Raw genomic sequence first — 18,501 nt, forward strand, 5'->3', positions numbered from 1 at the left:
CCGCTTATGCGGAAAAGAGTTTATCAGGAAGGATCAATCCATGTTGAAGACCACTTGGAAATTTCCTCTAAAATAGGGGCTAATGCGCAGCCTTTTTCCGTTAAAGAATACTCAATGCGGACAGGCGTTTCGGGGATAACATCCCGTTTGATGACACCTTCTGTTTCAAGTTCTTTCAGACGTTCTGACAAGACTCTTCCGCTTAAATTCGGAAGCGCCGCTTCAATTTCGCTAAATCGCTGCTGTCCGTTCAATAACTGAAAGACGATTAGAGCCACCCAGCGTTTACTTAGGATGTCGACCGCTTTTTCGAATCTGGGGCACATTTCTGATTGGTTCATGCTTTTTCACCTCGTCTTCTGCTATTATACCGCAAAATCGGAGGGAACGTACGTCTGGCGCTTGTTAAGTTGAGGAGAGGATCAAAAAGAGGATGAGGAATCCGGGGAGCGCTTTTTCGCTTCAGCCGCGATAAAATCAAAGTATTTGCTGACGCTTTCAATATCTTCTTTTGTGAAGTGCTGCCACTTTTTGCTGTCAAACAGCGGCAGATGCTCCGCGCCTCTGTCAACGGCGGTCTGATAGATGGCGCAGATGGATTGATAGCTTTCGGAGGTTTCGCGGATTTCTTCCTGAAATGCCTTGATGTGTCCGGCCCGCGCCATTAACTCCTCGTACGGAATCTTTAATGTGTCCGCCAATTTTCGGATGGTCGCGGGTTTAGGAATGCCGCGGTGCCCGTTTTCAATTCTGGAAATGGTCGCCGAGCTGACGCCGGAATAGACGGCAAGCTGATTGACGGTAAGCTTCCGGGCGCGGCGCAGCTCTCTTAATTGCTTTCCGAATGTGTTCAATAAGATCGCCTCACATGTGCAAAGTCATGAGTCTTCATTTGTTCTTTTTTTGGCTTCAGCCGATAAGAACGCAAAGTATTTATCAAGCAGAACCAAGTCTTCTTTCGACAGGTGCCGCCAGTTCTCCCGCTCCAACAGGGATAAATCATGCAGCTCAAACGTTTCGGCTTTTTCCAGCAAGGTGCAGCCCGTGTCGTACGGGGCTCTCGTTTCCTGAACGGTCTCTATGTATCCCGCCGTCTGCATCAGTTCCTCATACGGGATTTTTAACGCATCTGCGAGCTTTTTAATGGTTGCAGGTTTCGGCACCCCGCGTTTGCCGTTTTCAATCCGCGAGATTCCCGCGGCGCTGACGCCTGAATACGTTGCCAGCTGATTCACTGTCAGATGCCTTTTTTCCCGCAATGTCCGCAATTGTTTCCCGAAGCTTTCCACAGTCTCTCCCCCTCCCGCGGTCTATTTATATTCTAGTATGTTTATTGACTAAAGGGAATAGCCGGGCTGGAAAAGTATTGACAAAAGTTAACAAAAGCCGTATCTTATGTATAAGAAAGAAAGTATTTGACAGAACGGAAGGTGAAGAAAGTGGTCGAAAAGATACAGATCAGAAGAGATTATGTGCTGCAGTATATGGTCAATAATGACTACTCGTTAAACCAGCTCGCCCTGGAGATCGGAATATCCCCCGCCACACTGAGCCGTGTACTGAATGGAGAGCGGAGGCCGGGCCAGCTGGTCATCGGAAAAATGCTCTATTACTTTGACATGAAATTTGAAGATCTTTTTTACTACGACTTTGTTGACAAAAGTCAATGATGATGGAAGATTCAAACGCATTTCCGTTTTTCTGACATGATGTGCACCGATACGGCGTGACATGCCTTTGTTTTTCATGTAAAATAGAAGCAATGTAGGCCAGTCAGTCTGGAGGTGTATGGGATGCACACATTATTGATTACCTTATTGGTCATCGTCAGTATTGCACTTATTATTGTCGTATTGCTTCAAACCAGCAAAAGCGCCGGTTTATCGGGTGCAATTTCAGGCGGGGCGGAGCAGCTTTTCGGAAAACAGAAAGCAAGGGGCCTTGATCTGATTCTTCACCGCACAACCGTTGTGCTGGCAGTCTTGTTTTTCGTGTTGACGATTTCGCTGGCGTATATCGTATAAGGCAATGTTTGTATAAGGTCTGATTTAATATCAGGCCTTTTTCTTGTTGAGAGACGGCGTTTGTTTCTCGCAAAACTGTGGAAAACTAAATTGAATGTGCAAAAAAGGGGTTATGAGCATGAAAATTGTGACACCAAAACCATTTACATTTAAAGGCGGAGACAAAGCGGTGCTTCTGCTGCACGGATTTACGGGAAATACGGCAGACGTCAGAATGCTCGGCCGCTACTTGAATGAGCGCGGCTACACTTGTCACGCGCCTCAATATAAAGGGCACGGCGTTCCGCCGGAAGAACTGGTACATACGGGGCCTGAAGATTGGTGGAAAGACGTCATGGACGGTTATGAGTATTTACGGTCTGAAGGCTATGAAAACATTGCGGCCTGCGGACTGTCGCTTGGCGGGGTTTTTTCATTGAAATTGGGTTACACTGTACCCATAAAGGGAATTGTTCCTATGTGTGCGCCGATGCACATTAAAAGTGAAGAGGTTATGTACGAAGGAGTTCTTTCCTACGCGCGCAATTATAAAAAATTCGAAGGAAAACAGCCGGAGCAGATTGAAAAGGAAATGAAGGAGTTTGAAAAAACACCGATGAATACGCTCAAATCGCTTCAGGAGCTGATTGCCGATGTGCGCAAAAACGTCGACATGATCTATTCCCCGACATTTGTGGTTCAGGCACGGCATGACCATATGATTAATACAGAAAGTGCGAACATCATTTACAACGAGGTGGAAACGGACGACAAACAGCTGAAATGGTATGAAGAATCAGGCCATGTCATTACGCTCGATAAAGAACGGGACCTCGTTCATCAGGATGTGTACGAATTTTTAGAGAAACTCGATTGGTAACAAACAGGAGGTCGAATAATGGAAAAAGAAGCGTTTATGGACCGTCTTCTCGCGTTTATGAAGGAAGAGGCGTACAAGCCCCTTACCGTTCAGGAACTCGAGGAGATGCTGAACATCACGGAAGCAGATGAATTTAAAGAGCTGGTAAAAGCGCTGGTGGCGCTCGAGGAGACGGGACAGATCGTCCGCACCAGAAGCAACCGCTACGGGCTTCCGGAAAAAATGAATTTAGTAAAAGGAAAAATTTCCGCGCATGCAAAGGGATTCGCGTTTCTATTGCCGGAGGATACCTCTTTAAGCGACGTGTTTATTCCGCCGAATGAGCTGAATACGGCCATGAACGGCGATATCGTCATGGTGCGGCTCAATTCCCAGTCAAGCGGATCGAGACAGGAAGGCACGGTCATCCGCATCTTGGAAAGAAGCATCGACCGCGTCGTGGGCACATACACAGAAACGAAAAGCTTCGGTTTTGTCATCCCGGATGATAAGAAAATCACGAGTGATATTTTTATTCCGAAACATGCCAATAACGGGGCTGCGGAAGGTCATAAAGTCGTCGTCAAACTGACAAGCTACCCTGAAGGCAGAATGAACGCCGAAGGAGAAATCGTTGAAATACTCGGCCATAAAAATGATCCGGGCATCGATATTTTATCCATCATCCATAAGCACGGCCTGCCGGGAGATTTTCCGGCTGAAGCGATGGAGCAGGCAACAAGCACGCCCGATACCATCGATGAAAAAGACATCAAAGACCGCCGTGATCTCCGCGATCAGGTCATTGTCACCATTGACGGCGCGGATGCGAAGGATCTGGATGACGCCGTCACCGTGACAAAGCTTGATAACGGCAGCTACAAGCTCGGCGTCCATATTGCGGACGTCAGCCATTACGTCACGGAGAATTCCCCGATTGACAAAGAAGCGCTGGATAGAGGGACAAGCGTGTACTTGGTTGACCGGGTCATTCCGATGATTCCGCACAGACTGTCTAACGGAATCTGTTCTTTAAATCCGAAGGTCGACCGGCTGACGCTTTCCTGCGAAATGACAATCAACCAGCAGGGCCAGGTGACAGAGCACGAGATCTTCCAAAGCGTCATTAAAACGACGGAAAGAATGACCTATTCAGATGTCAACCAGATCCTCACAGAAGACGACGCCGAGCTGAAAGAAAGATATGAGCCGCTCGTCCCGATGTTTAAAGACATGGAACGTCTGGCGGAAATTCTCCGGGCGAAACGGATGGACCGCGGCGCCGTGGATTTTGATTTCAAAGAGGCGAAAGTGCTCGTCGATGAGGAAGGCGCCGTTAAAGACGTCGTCATCAGAGAGCGCTCAGTAGCGGAAAAGCTGATTGAAGAATTCATGCTTGTCGCAAACGAAACGGTGGCCGAGCACTTCCATTGGATGAACGTGCCGTTTATTTACCGGATTCACGAAGAGCCGAACGCCGAAAAACTGCAAAAGTTCCTGGAGTTCGTCACGACATTCGGTTATATCGTCAAAGGAAAAGCCGGAGACATTCATCCGCGCGCGCTGCAAAGCATTCTTGATGAAGTGCGGGATCGTCCGGAAGAAACGGTGATTTCAACCGTCATGCTCCGTTCCATGAAGCAGGCGAAATACGACCCGCAAAGCCTGGGCCATTTCGGGCTGGCGACTGAATTTTATACGCACTTCACATCGCCGATCCGCCGCTATCCTGACTTAATCGTTCACAGGCTGATCAGAACGTATTTGATCAACGGACAATCGGACGAAGCGACTCAAGAAAAGTGGGCCGAACGCCTTCCGGAAATCGCTGACCATACGTCAACGATGGAACGTCGCGCCGTTGATGCAGAGCGGGAAACGGACGATCTGAAAAAAGCGGAATATATGCTTGATAAAATCGGCGAGGAATTTGACGGCATGATCAGTTCCGTCACGAATTTCGGAATGTTTGTCGAGCTGCCGAATACGATTGAAGGGCTTGTGCACGTCAGCTTTATGACGGATGATTATTACCGTTTTGACGAGCAGCATTTCGCCATGATCGGCGAACGCACGGGCAACGTTTACCGGATCGGAGATGAAATCACGGTCAAAGTCGTCGACGTCAATAAAGATGAGAGAAATATCGACTTTGAGATTGTCGGCATGAAAGGCACCCGCCGTCCGAGAGAAACGACAGGCGACCGCAGAAAACGCGGCAGACCGGCGCGGAAACGCGTGTTAAACAGCAATACCCCGGCTTCACCGCCGAAATCGGAGGAAAAAGGGGAATGGTTTACAAAACCGAAGAAGAAAAAGAAAAAACGCGGTTTCCAAAACGCGCCGAAACAAAAACGCAAAAAGAAGAAGTAAATGCGAAAAGCAAATGGGGCAAAATGCTCTGTTTGCTTTCTTTCGCAAGCCGCATTTTCATTGTCGCGGAACGCTCCATTTGCTAAAATAAAGCGTATCGCACACATGAACGGTTTTTGCGGAGAGAGGAGGAGAAGGCATGCCAAAAGGATCAGGCAAAGTATTATCGCAAAACAAAAAAGCAAACCATGATTACTTTATAGAAGAAACCTATGAAACAGGCATCGTGCTGCAGGGAACAGAGATTAAGTCCATCCGCGCCGGCCGCGTAAACATGAAGGATTCCTTTGCGAAAATCGAGCGCGGCGAAGTGTTCCTCCACAACATGCACATCAGCCCGTACGAGCAGGGAAACCGCTATAACCACGACCCGCTCCGGACGAGAAAGCTTTTGATGCACCGGAAAGAAATCAATAAGCTGATCGGTCTGACGAAAGAGAAAGGCTATTCCCTCGTGCCGCTGAAGCTGTATTTGAAAAACGGCTTTGCCAAAGTGTTAATCGGCCTCGGAAAAGGGAAGAAAACATACGATAAACGCGAAGATTTAAAACGAAAAGACGCCAAAAGAGAAATCGAAAGAGCGTTCAGAGACAGACAAAAAGGCTTCTGATGCCTGAGCCTTGATGTGATAACTGCCGTATGCTATACTGTTCACACATCAGATTCACAGGCTGTTTATTGAAGACATTCCCAATTGAATTTGCCTGTGATCATGGTATAATAACAGTACAGCCAGTTGAGCAAGAGCTTGATAGATCTCCCGTATACCCTTAACAAGGGGACGTTACGGATTCGACAGGGATGGATCGAGCTTGAGCTGCGAGCCGAGAGGCGATCTCGTTAACACGCACCTAAATATAACTGGCAAAACTAAAAGTTTTAACCAAAACTTAGCACTAGCTGCCTAATAAACGCAGCGAGCTCTTCCTGACATTGCCTATGTGTCCGTGAAGAGCACATCCAAGTAGGCTACGCTTGCGTTCCCGTCTGAGAACGTAAGAAGAGACTGACAGACTAGCTCTCGGAAGGCCCGCCCGCAGGCACGAAGACGAGTGAAACACGAAATATGCAGGCTACGCTCGTAGACGCTTAAGTAATCGATGTTTCTGGACGTGGGTTCGACTCCCACCGTCTCCATACATAACAGAGGAACCGCAGTGCCGTCACTTGACCGCACTGCGGTTTTTTCATGCCGAAATAAAGGAGTCCATTTGAATGATAGTCGTCATCATAGACGGAAAAGATGTTACAAGCACAGAAGCTTTACACCGAATCTTAAAAGATCAATTAGATTTCCCGGACTTTTATGGTGAAAATCTGAATGCCTTATGGGATTGTCTGACAGGCTGGATCGAACTTCCGCTGACTTTGGTGTGGAAGAATTTTGACATCAGTCAGAAGGAATTGGGTTCGGATGCTGATAATGTATTAAGGATATTAAAAAAGGCTCAGGCAGAATTAGATGGTGAATTTTTCATTCAAATTGAGCAGCCGAACAGACCATTATAAAACATTTCATAAAATAAAATAGTGGAAGGTGTTATTGATGTTAAAAGTCATCATAGATGGAAAAGATATTACAAGCACAGAAGCTTTACACCGAATCTTAAAAGATCAATTAGATTTCCCGGACTTTTATGGTGAAAATCTGAATGCCTTATGGGATTGTCTGACAGGCTGGATCGAACTTCCGCTGACTTTGGTGTGGAAGAATTTTGACATCAGTCAGAAGGAATTGGGTTCGGATGCTGATGATGTCTTGGAGCTGTTTCAAGAGGCTCAAGAAGAGTTAGGGAATCGGTTTGTCATTCAAATCGATCAGCCGTCAGCTGGGACAACGGACAGGCACTAAAAAGTGCGTACTTCCCCTCATCCATTTTTCTATCCGATAATAGGGACGGAGGGTTTCAGGCTTTCGATTTCAGTCCATATATAAGAAGAGACTTGCGATAGGGAGGAATGGATGATGGATTTGCAGTTGAAAGGGAAGACGGCGCTTGTGACGGGATCTACGTCAGGCATCGGGAAGGCGATTGCGGCTTCGCTGATTGCAGAAGGTGCGGCCGTGATCATTAACGGCCGCCGTGAAGAAAAGGTGAACGAAACGATCCGGGAACTAGAGAAACAGACGCCGGATGCCCGTCTCTATCCGGCCGCATTTGATTTAGGCACGGCGGAAGGATGCGGGGCGATTTTTCAGCAGTATCCGGATGTGGATATTCTCGTCAACAATTTAGGAATCTTTGAACCTGCGGAATACTTTGATATTCCTGACGAAGAGTGGCTCCGGTTTTTCGAGGTGAATATCATGAGCGGCGTGAGGCTGACACGCCGGTATGCAAAGCGGATGATTGAACGGAAGGAAGGGCGGGTTATTTTTATCGCGAGTGAAGCGGCCGTCATGCCTTCTCAGGAAATGGCCCACTACAGCGCCACGAAAACGACGCAGCTGTCGTTGTCACGCAGTCTGGCCGAGCTCACGGAAGGGACGAATGTGACGGTGAATACGGTCATGCCGGGCTCCACGAAAACAGAGGGCGTCGAAACGATGCTTGAGTCGCTTTATCCCGGTGAAAACCTGACCGCGGCGGAGGCGGAGAGACGATTTATGAAGGAAAATCGTCCGACGTCGATCATTCAGCGATTGATCCGTCCGGAAGAAATCGCCCACTTTGTCGCCTTTTTAAGCAGCCCGCTGTCGTCTGCCATTAACGGATCTGCATTGCGGATCGACGGCGGCTTGGTGCGGAGCATTATATAAGATGAACGTACAAAAACCCCCGTAAAGCGGGGGTTTTTTTAATGTGGATCACGCTGAAACCGGCTGATGATCCTGCTGATTAAATCTTTTGTGGCGGAGTCAAAATGCTCTTCTTTTTGGTTTGTCAACAGCCCGACCGGCGGTGAAATTGTTAAGTTATGGATCGGAATGACCTTCGTGCCCTCGATCGGTTCTGAATGCGCCGTCGCCGTAAAGATTGAGACGCCGATATTTTCCCTGACATAGTATTGGTGAGCCATGCTGCTGGTCAGCTCCATTTTTCGATAGCGGCTGCCGATGGACCGCTGCAGGTGCTGTTCAATTTGAATCCGGATCGGGCAATTGGCGGGCGTAAAAATCAGGCATTCATTTTCTAAATCCTCGAGATTGACGCTTGCTTTGGCGGCAAGGGGATGTCTGTCTGACACGATGACATTGAGCGAGTCATGAAAAAACGGATCGAAATAATTCTCCAGAATCAGCTCCGGCTCGCCGCATACGGCAAAATCAATGGCGCCTTCCAGCAGTTTGCGGCTGCATGTATTGGCGTCATCCACGCTGACATTGACCGACATGTCCGGATAATCATTTAAGAAACCCCGCAGTACGGCAGGGAAGATCAGGCTTGCCGTCGGTTCGGATATGCCGATCTGAATAAGGCCGGCCTGCCCCTGTCTGATATCGGCCAGAGTATGGTCAAGCACCTCGTATTGCGCGAGAAGCTGCCCGGCCCGCTCATGAAACAGCCGCCCCGCCCTTGTCAGCTTCAGCTTCTTTCCCCGTTCAAACAGCTGCGCGCCTACATCCTGTTCCAGCTGTTTAATCCGCATTGAAATCGTCGGCTGTGAGTAGTTCAGAATTTCGGCGGCTTTATAAAAGCTGCCTGACTGTACGATCGTATGAAACGTTTTAATGGTGCGTAATTCCAACGAAATCCCCTCCCGGCTGTTCATTAATTTTCTTGAACCTTTCCTTTACTTTTTTTGATTAGTCAAATAAATCAGTTTGCTTTATAGTATAAACAATCAAAGCTTAGTAAACAAATTGGAATTATATATTTTTGCGGGGAGAGTGACCGGAATGAGTGAAGACATATTTCGATTGGCTGAGAAAAAGGATGCGCCGGAGTTTTTAGAGCTGCTGTACAGCGCGTTTCAGCCGATCCGCAATTTGGAGATTGACTGGCCGTCGGCGCGGGCCGACATCGATATGGTAACAGAAAATATTGAAAATCATTCAGCCGTCGTGCTCGAACGGGACGGACGGATTCTTTCAACCATTACGATCCGTTTTCCGTGGGAGAGTGACACGCCTCCGTCAAAATATCCGTTCGTCTGGTGGTTTGCAACGCTTCCTGAGCTGAAGGGGCAGGGCATCGGCAGCAAACTTTTGACTTATGTGGAGGAACACGTGCTGCGGGATACGCTGAAGGCCCCGGCCATCACGCTCGGCACTTCGGCGCGCAAGCATCCCTGGCTTGTAGATATGTACAGACGGAGGGGGTATGAAGTGTATTTTGAGCAGGAGAAAGACGGAGACATCGGAGTCATGATGAGAAAGGTGCTCATATCGGAGCGGTTTGACGCGTCGCTGTTAGGCACACCGAGCTGGGCGCAATGATAAAAAAACGGATCAGAGCCGGCTGTCTGCTTCTGCTGCTCGGCGTGCTGGCCGGGTGCGGGCAAGGAGAAAGCACAAAAGCGGAAAGCGGCGTGCAGACCGTCATTGTCGGCACGGGAACTGATTTTCCGAACATTGCTTTTATGGATGAAAAAGGCGAGCTGACCGGCTATGACATTGAAGTGATGAAAGCCATTGATGAACAGCTGCCGCAATACAAATTTGTCTTTAAGACGATGGATTTTTCGAATCTGCTTACAAGTCTCGGAAACCGGAAAATTGATGTGATCGCGCATAATATGGCGAAAAATAAGGAACGGGAGAAACGCTTTTTGTATCACAAGATCCCATATAACTACTCGCCGATGTACCTCACGGTGAAGGCGGATAATGACGCGATACACACGCTCCGGGATTTAAAAGGGAAAACCGTCATCGTCGGCGCGACGTCAAACGCGGCGGATTATATGACGGCATACAACAAAACCCACGGCAGCCCGATACATTTGAAATACGCCGGGCAGGGCGGCAATGATACAGCAAACCAAATAGAGACAGGACGCGCTGACGCCACCGTATCCACGCCGTTTGCCGTCGATTTTCAAAATAAGACGCACGCGTTCAAACAAAAAACGGTCGGTGATGTGCTGCTGGATACCGAGGTGTATTTTATGTTCAATAAAAACAGCCAAACCCTGGCGGACGATACGGATCGGGCGATTCAAAAGCTTGAGAAGGACGGCACATTGAAAAGACTGAGTGAAAAATGGCTCGGCGCGGATTATTCAAAATCAAGTTTCACGAAATAATTGAGGCAGAAAACGGGGCGATCACATGAAAATAAGATTGGCGGTCATGTCATTAACAATTGCCGCAACGGCGGCGTTATCAGCCTGCGGCGCGGGTGGGGAGGCGGCATCAGGCAATCAGAAAAACGTGAAGAACATTACGGTCGGCACCGGCACTCAATTTCCGAATATTTGCTTTATTGATGATAAAGGCAAATTGACGGGCTACGACGTTGAGCTGGTGAAAGAGCTTGACAGGCGCCTGCCGGACTATCGTTTCACTTTTAAAACGATGGATTTCTCCAACCTGCTTGTCAGCCTCGGCCAGCATAAAGTCGATATCGTAGCCCATCAAATGGAAAAAAGCGCCGAACGGGAGAAAAAATTTCTGTTCAATCAAGTCGCGTATAACAACTTCCCGCTGAAAATCACGGTGCTTCAAGAAAACGGGAACATTCACGGCATTGATGACTTGAAAGGAAAGCGGGTCATTACAAGTCCGACGTCAAACGGCGCGCTTGTGCTGAAAAAATGGAATGAAAAACACGGCAGTCCGTTTGAAATCGCTTATGCGGGCCAAGGTTCAAACGATGCGGCCAATCAGCTGAAATCCGGCCGCGCCGATGCGACGATTTCTACGCCGTTTGCCGTCGATTTCCAAAACAAAACGAGCGCGATCAAAGAAAAAACGGTCGGCGGGGTGCTGTCAAATGCCAAAGTGTTCTTTATGTTTAACAAAAATGAACAAACGCTGAGCGATGACATTGATAAAGCCCTCAAGGAAATCATTGATGACGGCACGCTTAAAAAGCTGAGTGAAAAGTGGCTCGGCGCGGATTATTCAAAGGAGCAATATTAAGTGAAAAAGAGAGGGATCGGTAATGGAAAAAGCGTTTGATATCAGTATGATCGCGTCCTTTGTGCCGACATTGCTCGGGTATTTGCCCGTCACGCTGTATATATTGGCGGTGTCTCTGCTGTTCGGCTTTCTATTGGGGCTGCTTTTGGCGCTGCCCCGCATCTATCGCATTCCCGTTTTGAATCAGTTTGCGAAGCTGTATATCTCTTTTTTCAGAGGAACGCCCATCATGGTGCAGCTGTTCATTGTATTTTACGGCATTCCGGCGCTCACGGCGCTCGCCGGAATCGATACCTCTAAAATGGACCCTTTATATGCGGCCATCGCCACGTATGCGCTGAGCAGCGCGGCAAGAGCGGCCGAAATCATGAGGGGAGGTGTGAACAGCGTCGACCGCGGGCAGGCGGAGGCGGCTTTCAGCATCGGGCTGAACGGGGGGCAGACATTCCGGCGCATCATTCTGCCGCAGGCGCTTGTGCAGGCCTTTCCCAACATCGGGAATATGGTGATCGGTTTCTTAAAAGATACATCGCTCGCTTTTTCGATCGGGGTGATGGATATGTCGGGCAGAGGACAGACCTTGATTACATCGAGCAATCATTCTTTAGAAGTGTATATCTCGCTTTCTGTTCTGTATTATGCGGCCGCCCTTTTATTTGAATGTGTCTTCAGATGGGCCGAAAAACGAATCAAGAAAGATGAGACGCGCCTTGTGACGGTTTTTGACATGAGCGCGCACGGCTGAAAAGGAGGGAGAACAGTGGAGCTGGACATTCCATTTATCGGCACTGCGATCAAACAAATGATGAAAACCGTTCCGCTTACATTGGCGATGACGGTCATTCCGATTATTGCCGGATTTTTCATAGCTCTCGGCAATATCACGGTGCGTATATTCCGCATCAAATGGCTGCTGGCCTGCTCATCGTTTTACGTGTCTTTTTTCCGCAGCACCCCGGCGATTCTCCATATTATGCTGATTTATTTAGGGGTTCCGCTGATTGCCGATCAATTCAGCCGCGCGTTTCATCTCGGCTGGTCGGCCAATCAGATTCCGGTCGCCGTGTTTGTCATCATGGCACTGTCATTAACGGCAGGCGCTTATATGACGGAAATTCTCCGTTCCGGGATCATGGCCGTCGATACGGGGCAGGCGGAGGCGGCATATTCAATCGGCCTGACGCGGGGGCAGATGATTCGGCGCGTGGTTCTGCCGCAGGCGTTCATGATATCGCTGCCGAACTTCACCAACATAGGCATCGGCTTTTTGCATACCACTTCCATCGCGGCCATTGTTGCAGTGCCTGAAATTACAGGAACGGCGACGATTGCGGCATCCGATAACTATGCATTTCTGGAAGCATTTATCGGGGCTGCCGTGATTTATTGGGGATTAACGCTGATTCTCGAAGCTGTAAACAGTCTGGCGGAAAAAAGGGCAGCCAGATATCAAGGAGGCGCATTATGATCGAAATCCAAAACATTCAGAAACATTTTGGCAGTCATCACGTGCTAAAGGGCATCAATTTAAGTGTCCGGAAAGGAGAAGTCGTGACCATCATCGGCCCGAGCGGTTCCGGGAAAACCACGTTTCTGCGCTGCCTTAATTTACTTGAGCGGCCGGATGAAGGCGCCATTTCGCTGCACGGTGAAGTCATTAACTACAAAAAGCCTGCCAAAAAAGACATTCTCAGACTGAGGAAACAGACGGCGATGGTTTTTCAGCAATATCATTTGTTTTCGCATAAAACGGCGATTCAAAATGTTATGGAAGGCCTGACGATCGCAAGGAAAATGAAAAAAACAGATGCGTACGCCATTGCCGAGCGGGAACTGGCCAAGGTGGGGCTTCAGGATAAATTGCACGCCTATCCGAATCAGCTGTCGGGAGGCCAAAAGCAGCGGGTCGGAATTGCCAGGGCGCTTGCCATTCATCCTGATGTGATGCTGTTTGATGAACCGACCGCAGCCCTCGATCCGGAGCTTGTCGGCGAGGTGCTCGAGGTGATGCTTAACATTGTGCGGACCGGCGCCACCATGATCATTGTTACTCATGAAATGGAATTCGCCAGAAGAGTGTCCGACCAAATTGTGTTTATGGATGAAGGAGCAATCGTGGAACAAGGAACGCCTGAGGAAGTCTTTTACAAGACGAAAAAAGAAAGAACGAAGAAGTTCCTCCGCCGCGTGCTGCCTGATTACGGTTATGACATAAAAGAGCGCATAAAGGAGCCTGTCGTATGATTCGTTTAAGCATTTTAGACCAAAGTGTCACCGCGGAAAACCAAACCGCAGAAGAAGCCTTGCGGCAAACGGTGAAATTGGCTCAGGAGGCTGAACAATACGGATATGACCGTTTCTGGGCGGCGGAGCATCATAACAATGAAGAGATAGCGGGATCAGCGCCGGAAATTGTTCTGGGGTATCTTGCCGCAAGCACGAAAAAAATCCGTCTCGCATCCGGCGGGGTGATGCTGCAGCATTACAGTCCTTATAAAGTGGCGGAGCAGTTCCGGGTTTTGTCCGCTCTTGCTCCCGGCCGTGTGGCGCTTGGTGTCGGCAAAGCGCCCGGCGGATTTCAGCTGTCAACCGATGCGCTGCAGCGGGAGCTTATCCAGCCCGCCCGTTTATTTGAAGAAAAGCTTGAGGAGCTGACTCATTTCATCCGAAATGATTTTCCGGACTCACACCGCTATGCGTCATTGCGGCCGGCGCCGCATACTGAGTATGCGCCTGACCTCTTTTTGCTCGGCGGCAGCGCGGAAAGCGCGATATCCGCGGCCAAACTCGGCATTTCCTTCGTTTTCGCCTATTTCATAAACGGTGAAGAGGCTGCGTTAGAAAAAGCGCGCCACGCCTTTGACGAGCATCTGCCGAAAGGATCGAAGGCGGAATTTCACCTTGCGCCGATGGTATTTACCGCGCATACAAAAGCAGAAGCGGAAAAACACGTCGTATCGCGTGAGTCGGTCAAAATCATTCTCGAAGACGGCAAAAAGGTGAATGTCGGTTCCCGGGAACAAGCGGAAGCGTTTCTTGAACAAGTCACGCAGCCATATAAGCTGATTACACAAAAGACGGGTGTGATTGCCGGGACAAAAGAAGAGACTGCCGCCGAGCTGCGACGATTATCCGTTCAGTACAGCATTACTGATTTTGTGATTTTGTCGCCTATCAAAAACGCTGAGGAAAAACGATTGTCTTACCGGCTGTTAAGCGAAGCGGTGCAGCCGGCCCCACAATTATAGGAGGGATGAACATGAGTCATGAAGTAAACGTTGTGGTCTGGAGCAAACAGGGCTGTGCGTATTGCGATGAAGTGAAAGGATATTTGCGGGAAAAGGCCATTGCGTACGAAACAATTGATGTGACAGAGCGGGACGAATTGCGTGACGTGCTGCAGATGAAATACGGAATCCGTCATGTCCCCGTCGTTGAACTCGGCAGCGGTGACAGCCGTGTGTATCAGGCCGTTACTCAAGTCGGCATTGAACATGTAGAACGGGCGCTTGCCGATTACGAGGGGAAAAAGGGGGAGAGAAAATGAGCCGGACGGATCTAATTCAATTCGGAGCCATGATTCACGGTGTCGGCGGCACAACGGACGGCTGGCGTCATCCCGACGCCGATCCGACAGCAAGCACGAATGCGGCGTTTTACAGGCAAAAAGCGCAGACTGCTGAAAGAGGGCTGTTCAGCTTTGCTTTTATTGCGGACGGCTTGTTCATTTCTGAAAAGTCCATCCCGCATTTCTTAAATCGGTTTGAGCCGATCACTATCTTATCGGCGCTTGCCGCCTCTACAACCCATCTTGGTTTAATCGGCACATTTTCCACATCGTTCACTGAGCCGTTCACCATCGCAAGACAGCTGATGTCTCTTGACCATATCAGCGGCGGCCGGGCGGGCTGGAATCTCGTCACCTCTCCGCAGGCGGGAGCCGCGCGCAATCACAGCAAAGAAAGCCTTCCCGACCACAGCCGGCGCTACGCCATCGCCCAGGAACATGTGGACGTGGTGCGCGGTCTGTGGAATTCCTGGGAAGAAGATGCCTTCGTCAGCAACAAAGAAACCGGGCAATTTTTTGACCCTGACAAACTGCATCGCCTGTATCACAAAGGCGAGTATTTTCAAGTGGAGGGTCCGCTGAATATCGGCCGGTCCAAACAGGGAGAGCCGGTCGTTTTCCAAGCGGGGTCTTCAGAAACCGGCCGGTCGTTTGCCGCGAGGAATGCAGATGCAGTCTTTACGCACTCCAATTCACTTGAGGAAACGAAGGCTTTTTATGATGATGTGAAGAAGCGGGCGGCGGATTACGGCCGGGACGCTACCAAGCTGCGGATCTTTCCGGGAATCAGTCCGATTATAGCCGGCTCACAAGAAGAAGCGGAAGCGAAATACCAAGAATTCGCCGAGCTGATTCCGATAGAGAACGCTGTTAAATATGTGGCCAGATTTTTTGACGATTATGATCTGAGCCGTTTTCCGCTGGATGAGCCGTTTCCTGATTTGGGCGACGTCGGGAAAAACGCGTTTCAAAGCACGACAGACCGTATCAAAAGGGAGGCGAAAGCCCGGAATCTTACGCTGCGTCAAGTGGCGCGCGAAGCCGCGTTTCCGCGAACCCATTTTATCGGCACACCGGAACATGTGGCATCATTAATTGAAACATGGTTTCAGCGGGAAGCGGCGGACGGGTTTATCATTCACTCTGACATCCCCGGCATGCTTGAAGCTTTTGTGGATCATGTCATACCGATCCTCCAGGAAAAGGGGCTGTACCGAAAAAGCTATCCGGCGGATACACTGCGGGGGAATCTCGGGTTGGATATTCCGGTCTGTAAATCAAATCCGATGTTGAGCAGAAACTAAATGTTTCTGCTTTTTCTGCTGCTTGCCATTCCCGTCATTACAGCCTTTTCAAAAAAATACACTGATTTCGAGATATTATTGTTGCGAAAAGATTTTTTTGTAACTATAATTATTACAGAACTGATCAGTATAAAAAAACATTCATATTTCATAATAAATGTGTGTGTAATCTGAAAACGAAAGGGCTGTTTACAATGGCAAAAGTACTTTATATCACTGCTCATCCTCATGATGAAAAGACATCTTACAGCATGGCGACAGGAAAAGCGTTTATCGATTCTTATAAAGAATCAAACCCGAATGATGAGGTTGTACATATCGACCTTTACAAAGAGAACATTCCTCATATCGACGCGGATGTATTCAGCGGCTGGGGAAAACTTCAATCCGGCACAGGTTTTGAAGAGCTTTCTGAGAACGAAAAAGCGAAAGTCGGCCGTCTGAACGAGCTGAGCGATCAATTCGCGGCAGCTGACAAATACGTATTCGTCACACCGCTTTGGAACTTCTCATTCCCGCCTGTTATGAAAGCGTACCTTGATTCTGTGGCTGTAGCCGGAAAATCATTCAAATATACAGAGCAAGGCCCGATCGGTCTGTTGACAGACAAAAAAGCGCTCCATATTCAGGCGCGCGGAGGCTATTACTCTGAAGGACCGGCGGCTGATATGGAAATGGGCCACCGTTACATCGGCATCATGATGAACTTCTTCGGCGTTCCTTCTTTTGACGGATTAATCGTTGAAGGCCATAATGCTGAACCGAATAAAGCACAGCAAATTAAAGAAGATGCGATTGCCCGCGCGAAAGAAGCCGGAAAATCATTCTGATCTTAAAAAAACCTCCCCGCCGTACGGCTGGGAGGTTTTTCATATTAAAGGGCAATCGTCCGTTTTTGTTCGCTGCTTTTCATCGCCGCTTCAATGACACGGATGACATCGATGCCTTCTTTTGCCGTAACGGGAAGCGGTTTTCCGTTTAAGATGCTGTCTGCCAGCAGTTTGTAGTACGTAAGGTAAGAGCCGTTCTCAGAGGGGATTGTTTCTGTATGCCGTTTTTCATCCGCTGCGATTGTCAGCTCTCCGAAGTTGTGAGGATCATCGGCGCCCCAGCTGTCGTCAATCGGCTTTTGTCCGGCTGAAAGCGCAGCTTCCTGTCCATCCATTCCGTATTTGATAAAGCTTGCATTCCGTCCGTGAATCTGATAGCGCGGGCCGCTTGCCGCATTCATGGAGCCGGATTGAAGAATGACCTGAAGTTTGCCGTAATGGAGCGCGGCCAGAAAATTATCAACGGTTTCGCTGTTGTCCCGCTGTTTCATCACATGTGCGGTGACGGATTCCGGCATTCCGAAAAGCAGAAGTGTCTGGTCAATAATATGTGAACCGAGATCATACAGCGTTCCCGTGGCGGGTCCGTTCATTTCGCGCCATTTTTCCTGTACAACCGGGTTGTATAGATCGTAGCTGACTTGATATGTATGAATGTCTTGAAGCGCCCCGTCCCGAATCAGCTTTTGTATCGTTAAAAAGTCATTGTCCCAGCGCCGGTTGTGATACACGCTCAGCAAGACGCCTTTATTTTCAGCCGTTCTTCTCAGCTCCTCCGCTTCTGCTGAAGTCGCCGTCATCGGTTTTTCCACGACGGTGTGTTTTCCCGCCAGGAGACATTTCATCGCTGATTCATAATGCATTCCGCTCGGTGTCGTGACGATGACGAGATCAATGTCAGGATCACCGGTAATGTCTTCAATCGCGCGCACGGCTTCAGCCCCCGGCAGATCACGTTTGACCTCATCCGTTCTGGACGTCATGACTTTTTTGATCTGATAATCATCAAGGACGTCCAAAAGCGGCGCATGAAAGACTTTACCCGACAAACCATATCCCAATATGCCGACTTGTAACGTTTTCAATGAATTTCCCCCTCTTGATATGTGATAACATTATATACCCCGCGGGTGTACTGGTAAAACTTGTGTGTTGAAAATTTTTTACACCGGATTTTCAAGTCTGTATAATGAAGATAACGAAGAAAAAAACCGAGGTGGAAAATGGACAAACATACCGAGCATCAATCGTTAAATCATAAAAGCGCCAAAGAAAAAGACCAGATCCTGAACCGGCTGAAACGGATTGAAGGCCAAGTCAGGGGCATTCAGAATATGGTGGATAACGAACGATACTGCGTGGATATTCTCGTGCAGATTTCAGCCGTACAGGCGGCCATGCAGAAAGTCGCGTTTCATCTGCTGGAAGATCACGCCCATCACTGCGTAGCCGGCGCCATTGAGAGCGGAAACGGGGAGCAGGCGATTGCCGAGCTGCTTGATGTTGTGAAAAAAATCGCAAAATCGTAAAATAAAA

General features: G+C 48.9%; 24 protein-coding genes and 1 other RNA gene. 20 read left to right on the top strand and 5 right to left on the bottom strand.

Annotated elements, in window-relative coordinates; genetic code table 11:
* Positions 1 to 23: 23 nt before the first annotated feature.
* The 3 genes from SB24_RS13270 to SB24_RS13280 all read right to left on the bottom strand — a co-directional run bounded on the left by SB24_RS13270 (position 24) and on the right by SB24_RS13280 (position 1,289).
* Positions 24 to 341 (bottom strand): catDE operon transcriptional regulator CatR, encoded by a 318-nt coding sequence (locus tag SB24_RS13270; protein WP_003151672.1) that lies wholly within the window; start codon positions 339 to 341, stop codon positions 24 to 26.
* An 81-nt stretch (positions 342 to 422) separates the two neighbouring features.
* On the bottom strand, positions 423 to 854 hold the full coding sequence (locus tag SB24_RS13275) for a helix-turn-helix domain-containing protein (protein ID WP_003151674.1): 432 nt from the start codon (positions 852 to 854) through the stop codon (positions 423 to 425).
* Positions 855 to 878: 24 nt separating this feature from the next.
* On the bottom strand, positions 879 to 1,289 hold the full coding sequence (locus tag SB24_RS13280; protein ID WP_039253821.1) for a transcriptional repressor RghR: 411 nt from the start codon (positions 1,287 to 1,289) through the stop codon (positions 879 to 881).
* 195 nt (positions 1,290 to 1,484) lie between these two features.
* Between SB24_RS13280 and SB24_RS13285 the strand changes: the two genes are divergently transcribed.
* The 9 genes from SB24_RS13285 to SB24_RS13320 all read left to right on the top strand — a co-directional run bounded on the left by SB24_RS13285 (position 1,485) and on the right by SB24_RS13320 (position 7,996).
* Positions 1,485 to 1,670, top strand: coding sequence for a helix-turn-helix domain-containing protein (locus tag SB24_RS13285; RefSeq protein ID WP_087920807.1), 186 nt, complete (start codon positions 1,485 to 1,487; stop codon positions 1,668 to 1,670).
* A 123-nt stretch (positions 1,671 to 1,793) separates the two neighbouring features.
* Entirely contained in the window at positions 1,794 to 2,024 is a 231-nt protein-coding gene (gene secG / locus SB24_RS13290) for a preprotein translocase subunit SecG (RefSeq protein WP_003151681.1), read from the top strand.
* A 118-nt stretch (positions 2,025 to 2,142) separates the two neighbouring features.
* The gene (locus SB24_RS13295) at positions 2,143 to 2,883 is read left to right on the top strand and encodes an alpha/beta hydrolase (protein ID WP_007409986.1); all 741 of its coding nucleotides are present in this window, start codon (positions 2,143 to 2,145) and stop codon (positions 2,881 to 2,883) included.
* 18 nt (positions 2,884 to 2,901) lie between these two features.
* Positions 2,902 to 5,235, top strand: coding sequence for a ribonuclease R (gene rnr, locus SB24_RS13300; RefSeq protein ID WP_007409987.1), 2,334 nt, complete (start codon positions 2,902 to 2,904; stop codon positions 5,233 to 5,235).
* A gap of 139 nt (positions 5,236 to 5,374) precedes the next feature.
* Entirely contained in the window at positions 5,375 to 5,845 is a 471-nt protein-coding gene (gene smpB, locus SB24_RS13305) for an SsrA-binding protein (RefSeq protein WP_003151688.1), read from the top strand.
* 167 nt (positions 5,846 to 6,012) lie between these two features.
* Positions 6,013 to 6,375, top strand: a transfer-messenger RNA (tmRNA) gene (ssrA, locus tag SB24_RS19665).
* Positions 6,376 to 6,450: 75 nt separating this feature from the next.
* The gene (locus SB24_RS13310) at positions 6,451 to 6,744 is read left to right on the top strand and encodes a barstar family protein (protein WP_039253826.1); all 294 of its coding nucleotides are present in this window, start codon (positions 6,451 to 6,453) and stop codon (positions 6,742 to 6,744) included.
* Positions 6,745 to 6,781: 37 nt separating this feature from the next.
* Positions 6,782 to 7,087 carry a barstar family protein gene (locus SB24_RS13315; protein ID WP_039253829.1) on the top strand — a complete coding sequence of 102 codons (306 nt, stop codon included), beginning with the start codon at positions 6,782 to 6,784 and terminating at the stop codon, positions 7,085 to 7,087.
* A 114-nt stretch (positions 7,088 to 7,201) separates the two neighbouring features.
* Positions 7,202 to 7,996 carry an SDR family NAD(P)-dependent oxidoreductase gene (locus tag SB24_RS13320; RefSeq protein ID WP_015418226.1) on the top strand — a complete coding sequence of 265 codons (795 nt, stop codon included), beginning with the start codon at positions 7,202 to 7,204 and terminating at the stop codon, positions 7,994 to 7,996.
* Between the two features lie 38 nt (positions 7,997 to 8,034).
* Here SB24_RS13320 and SB24_RS13325 read toward each other — a convergent pair whose 3' ends face one another.
* Positions 8,035 to 8,925: a LysR family transcriptional regulator gene (locus SB24_RS13325; protein ID WP_032867938.1), complete on the bottom strand. Its 891-nt coding sequence runs from the start codon at positions 8,923 to 8,925 to the stop codon at positions 8,035 to 8,037.
* 151 nt (positions 8,926 to 9,076) lie between these two features.
* Between SB24_RS13325 and SB24_RS13330 the strand changes: the two genes are divergently transcribed.
* The 10 genes from SB24_RS13330 to SB24_RS13375 all read left to right on the top strand — a co-directional run bounded on the left by SB24_RS13330 (position 9,077) and on the right by SB24_RS13375 (position 16,965).
* Positions 9,077 to 9,616, top strand: coding sequence for a GNAT family N-acetyltransferase (locus SB24_RS13330; RefSeq protein ID WP_039253835.1), 540 nt, complete (start codon positions 9,077 to 9,079; stop codon positions 9,614 to 9,616).
* Positions 9,613 to 10,425, top strand: a complete 813-nt coding sequence (locus SB24_RS13335) for an amino acid ABC transporter substrate-binding protein (protein ID WP_031378337.1) — start codon at positions 9,613 to 9,615, stop codon at positions 10,423 to 10,425. The genes SB24_RS13330 and SB24_RS13335 overlap by 4 nt, the downstream gene beginning before the upstream one ends.
* Before the next feature lie 25 nt (positions 10,426 to 10,450).
* Positions 10,451 to 11,263: an amino acid ABC transporter substrate-binding protein gene (locus SB24_RS13340; protein WP_039253838.1), complete on the top strand. Its 813-nt coding sequence runs from the start codon at positions 10,451 to 10,453 to the stop codon at positions 11,261 to 11,263.
* Between the two features lie 22 nt (positions 11,264 to 11,285).
* Complete coding sequence (locus SB24_RS13345) at positions 11,286 to 12,008, top strand: amino acid ABC transporter permease (protein WP_031378338.1); 723 nt, start codon at positions 11,286 to 11,288, stop codon at positions 12,006 to 12,008.
* A gap of 15 nt (positions 12,009 to 12,023) precedes the next feature.
* The gene (locus SB24_RS13350; RefSeq protein ID WP_007613790.1) at positions 12,024 to 12,731 is read left to right on the top strand and encodes an amino acid ABC transporter permease; all 708 of its coding nucleotides are present in this window, start codon (positions 12,024 to 12,026) and stop codon (positions 12,729 to 12,731) included.
* Entirely contained in the window at positions 12,728 to 13,507 is a 780-nt protein-coding gene (locus tag SB24_RS13355) for an amino acid ABC transporter ATP-binding protein (protein ID WP_039253841.1), read from the top strand. The genes SB24_RS13350 and SB24_RS13355 overlap by 4 nt, the downstream gene beginning before the upstream one ends.
* Positions 13,504 to 14,511, top strand: coding sequence for an LLM class flavin-dependent oxidoreductase (locus SB24_RS13360; protein ID WP_021494132.1), 1,008 nt, complete (start codon positions 13,504 to 13,506; stop codon positions 14,509 to 14,511). Before SB24_RS13355 ends, SB24_RS13360 begins: the two co-directional genes overlap by 4 nt.
* Positions 14,512 to 14,522: 11 nt before the next feature.
* A complete protein-coding gene (locus tag SB24_RS13365) occupies positions 14,523 to 14,810 on the top strand; it encodes a glutaredoxin family protein (RefSeq protein WP_031378341.1) in 288 nt (95 codons plus the stop codon).
* A complete protein-coding gene (locus SB24_RS13370; protein ID WP_039253845.1) occupies positions 14,807 to 16,135 on the top strand; it encodes an LLM class flavin-dependent oxidoreductase in 1,329 nt (442 codons plus the stop codon). Before SB24_RS13365 ends, SB24_RS13370 begins: the two co-directional genes overlap by 4 nt.
* A gap of 194 nt (positions 16,136 to 16,329) precedes the next feature.
* A complete protein-coding gene (locus SB24_RS13375; protein ID WP_012118449.1) occupies positions 16,330 to 16,965 on the top strand; it encodes an FMN-dependent NADH-azoreductase in 636 nt (211 codons plus the stop codon).
* 44 nt (positions 16,966 to 17,009) lie between these two features.
* On the opposite strand, the gene SB24_RS13380 is transcribed toward SB24_RS13375, so the two are convergent.
* Positions 17,010 to 18,050, bottom strand: a complete 1,041-nt coding sequence (locus SB24_RS13380) for an oxidoreductase (RefSeq protein ID WP_039253847.1) — start codon at positions 18,048 to 18,050, stop codon at positions 17,010 to 17,012.
* Positions 18,051 to 18,188: 138 nt separating this feature from the next.
* Between SB24_RS13380 and csoR the strand changes: the two genes are divergently transcribed.
* The gene (csoR, locus tag SB24_RS13385) at positions 18,189 to 18,494 is read left to right on the top strand and encodes a copper-sensing transcriptional repressor CsoR (RefSeq protein ID WP_003151723.1); all 306 of its coding nucleotides are present in this window, start codon (positions 18,189 to 18,191) and stop codon (positions 18,492 to 18,494) included.
* The last annotated feature ends 7 nt before the right edge of the window (positions 18,495 to 18,501 follow it).

The organism is Bacillus sp. Pc3, assembly GCF_000815145.1.
In the GTDB taxonomy this organism is placed as follows: domain Bacteria; phylum Bacillota; class Bacilli; order Bacillales; family Bacillaceae; genus Bacillus; species Bacillus velezensis.

Bases quoted from the DNA above. Each gene is read 5' to 3' on its own strand.
- SB24_RS13270 (WP_003151672.1), bottom strand. From the start codon at position 341: ATGAACCAATCAGAAATGTGCCCCAGATTCGAAAAAGCGGTCGACATC.
- SB24_RS13285 (WP_087920807.1), top strand. From the start codon at position 1,485: ATGGTCAATAATGACTACTCGTTAAACCAGCTCGCCCTGGAGATCGGA.
- secG (WP_003151681.1), top strand. From the start codon at position 1,794: ATGCACACATTATTGATTACCTTATTGGTCATCGTCAGTATTGCACTT.
- SB24_RS13295 (WP_007409986.1), top strand. From the start codon at position 2,143: ATGAAAATTGTGACACCAAAACCATTTACATTTAAAGGCGGAGACAAA.
- rnr (WP_007409987.1), top strand. From the start codon at position 2,902: ATGGAAAAAGAAGCGTTTATGGACCGTCTTCTCGCGTTTATGAAGGAA.
- smpB (WP_003151688.1), top strand. From the start codon at position 5,375: ATGCCAAAAGGATCAGGCAAAGTATTATCGCAAAACAAAAAAGCAAAC.
- SB24_RS13310 (WP_039253826.1), top strand. From the start codon at position 6,451: ATGATAGTCGTCATCATAGACGGAAAAGATGTTACAAGCACAGAAGCT.
- SB24_RS13315 (WP_039253829.1), top strand. From the start codon at position 6,782: ATGTTAAAAGTCATCATAGATGGAAAAGATATTACAAGCACAGAAGCT.
- SB24_RS13320 (WP_015418226.1), top strand. From the start codon at position 7,202: ATGGATTTGCAGTTGAAAGGGAAGACGGCGCTTGTGACGGGATCTACG.
- SB24_RS13330 (WP_039253835.1), top strand. From the start codon at position 9,077: ATGAGTGAAGACATATTTCGATTGGCTGAGAAAAAGGATGCGCCGGAG.
- SB24_RS13335 (WP_031378337.1), top strand. From the start codon at position 9,613: ATGATAAAAAAACGGATCAGAGCCGGCTGTCTGCTTCTGCTGCTCGGC.
- SB24_RS13340 (WP_039253838.1), top strand. From the start codon at position 10,451: ATGAAAATAAGATTGGCGGTCATGTCATTAACAATTGCCGCAACGGCG.
- SB24_RS13345 (WP_031378338.1), top strand. From the start codon at position 11,286: ATGGAAAAAGCGTTTGATATCAGTATGATCGCGTCCTTTGTGCCGACA.
- SB24_RS13355 (WP_039253841.1), top strand. From the start codon at position 12,728: ATGATCGAAATCCAAAACATTCAGAAACATTTTGGCAGTCATCACGTG.
- SB24_RS13360 (WP_021494132.1), top strand. From the start codon at position 13,504: ATGATTCGTTTAAGCATTTTAGACCAAAGTGTCACCGCGGAAAACCAA.
- SB24_RS13365 (WP_031378341.1), top strand. From the start codon at position 14,523: ATGAGTCATGAAGTAAACGTTGTGGTCTGGAGCAAACAGGGCTGTGCG.
- SB24_RS13370 (WP_039253845.1), top strand. From the start codon at position 14,807: ATGAGCCGGACGGATCTAATTCAATTCGGAGCCATGATTCACGGTGTC.
- SB24_RS13375 (WP_012118449.1), top strand. From the start codon at position 16,330: ATGGCAAAAGTACTTTATATCACTGCTCATCCTCATGATGAAAAGACA.
- csoR (WP_003151723.1), top strand. From the start codon at position 18,189: ATGGACAAACATACCGAGCATCAATCGTTAAATCATAAAAGCGCCAAA.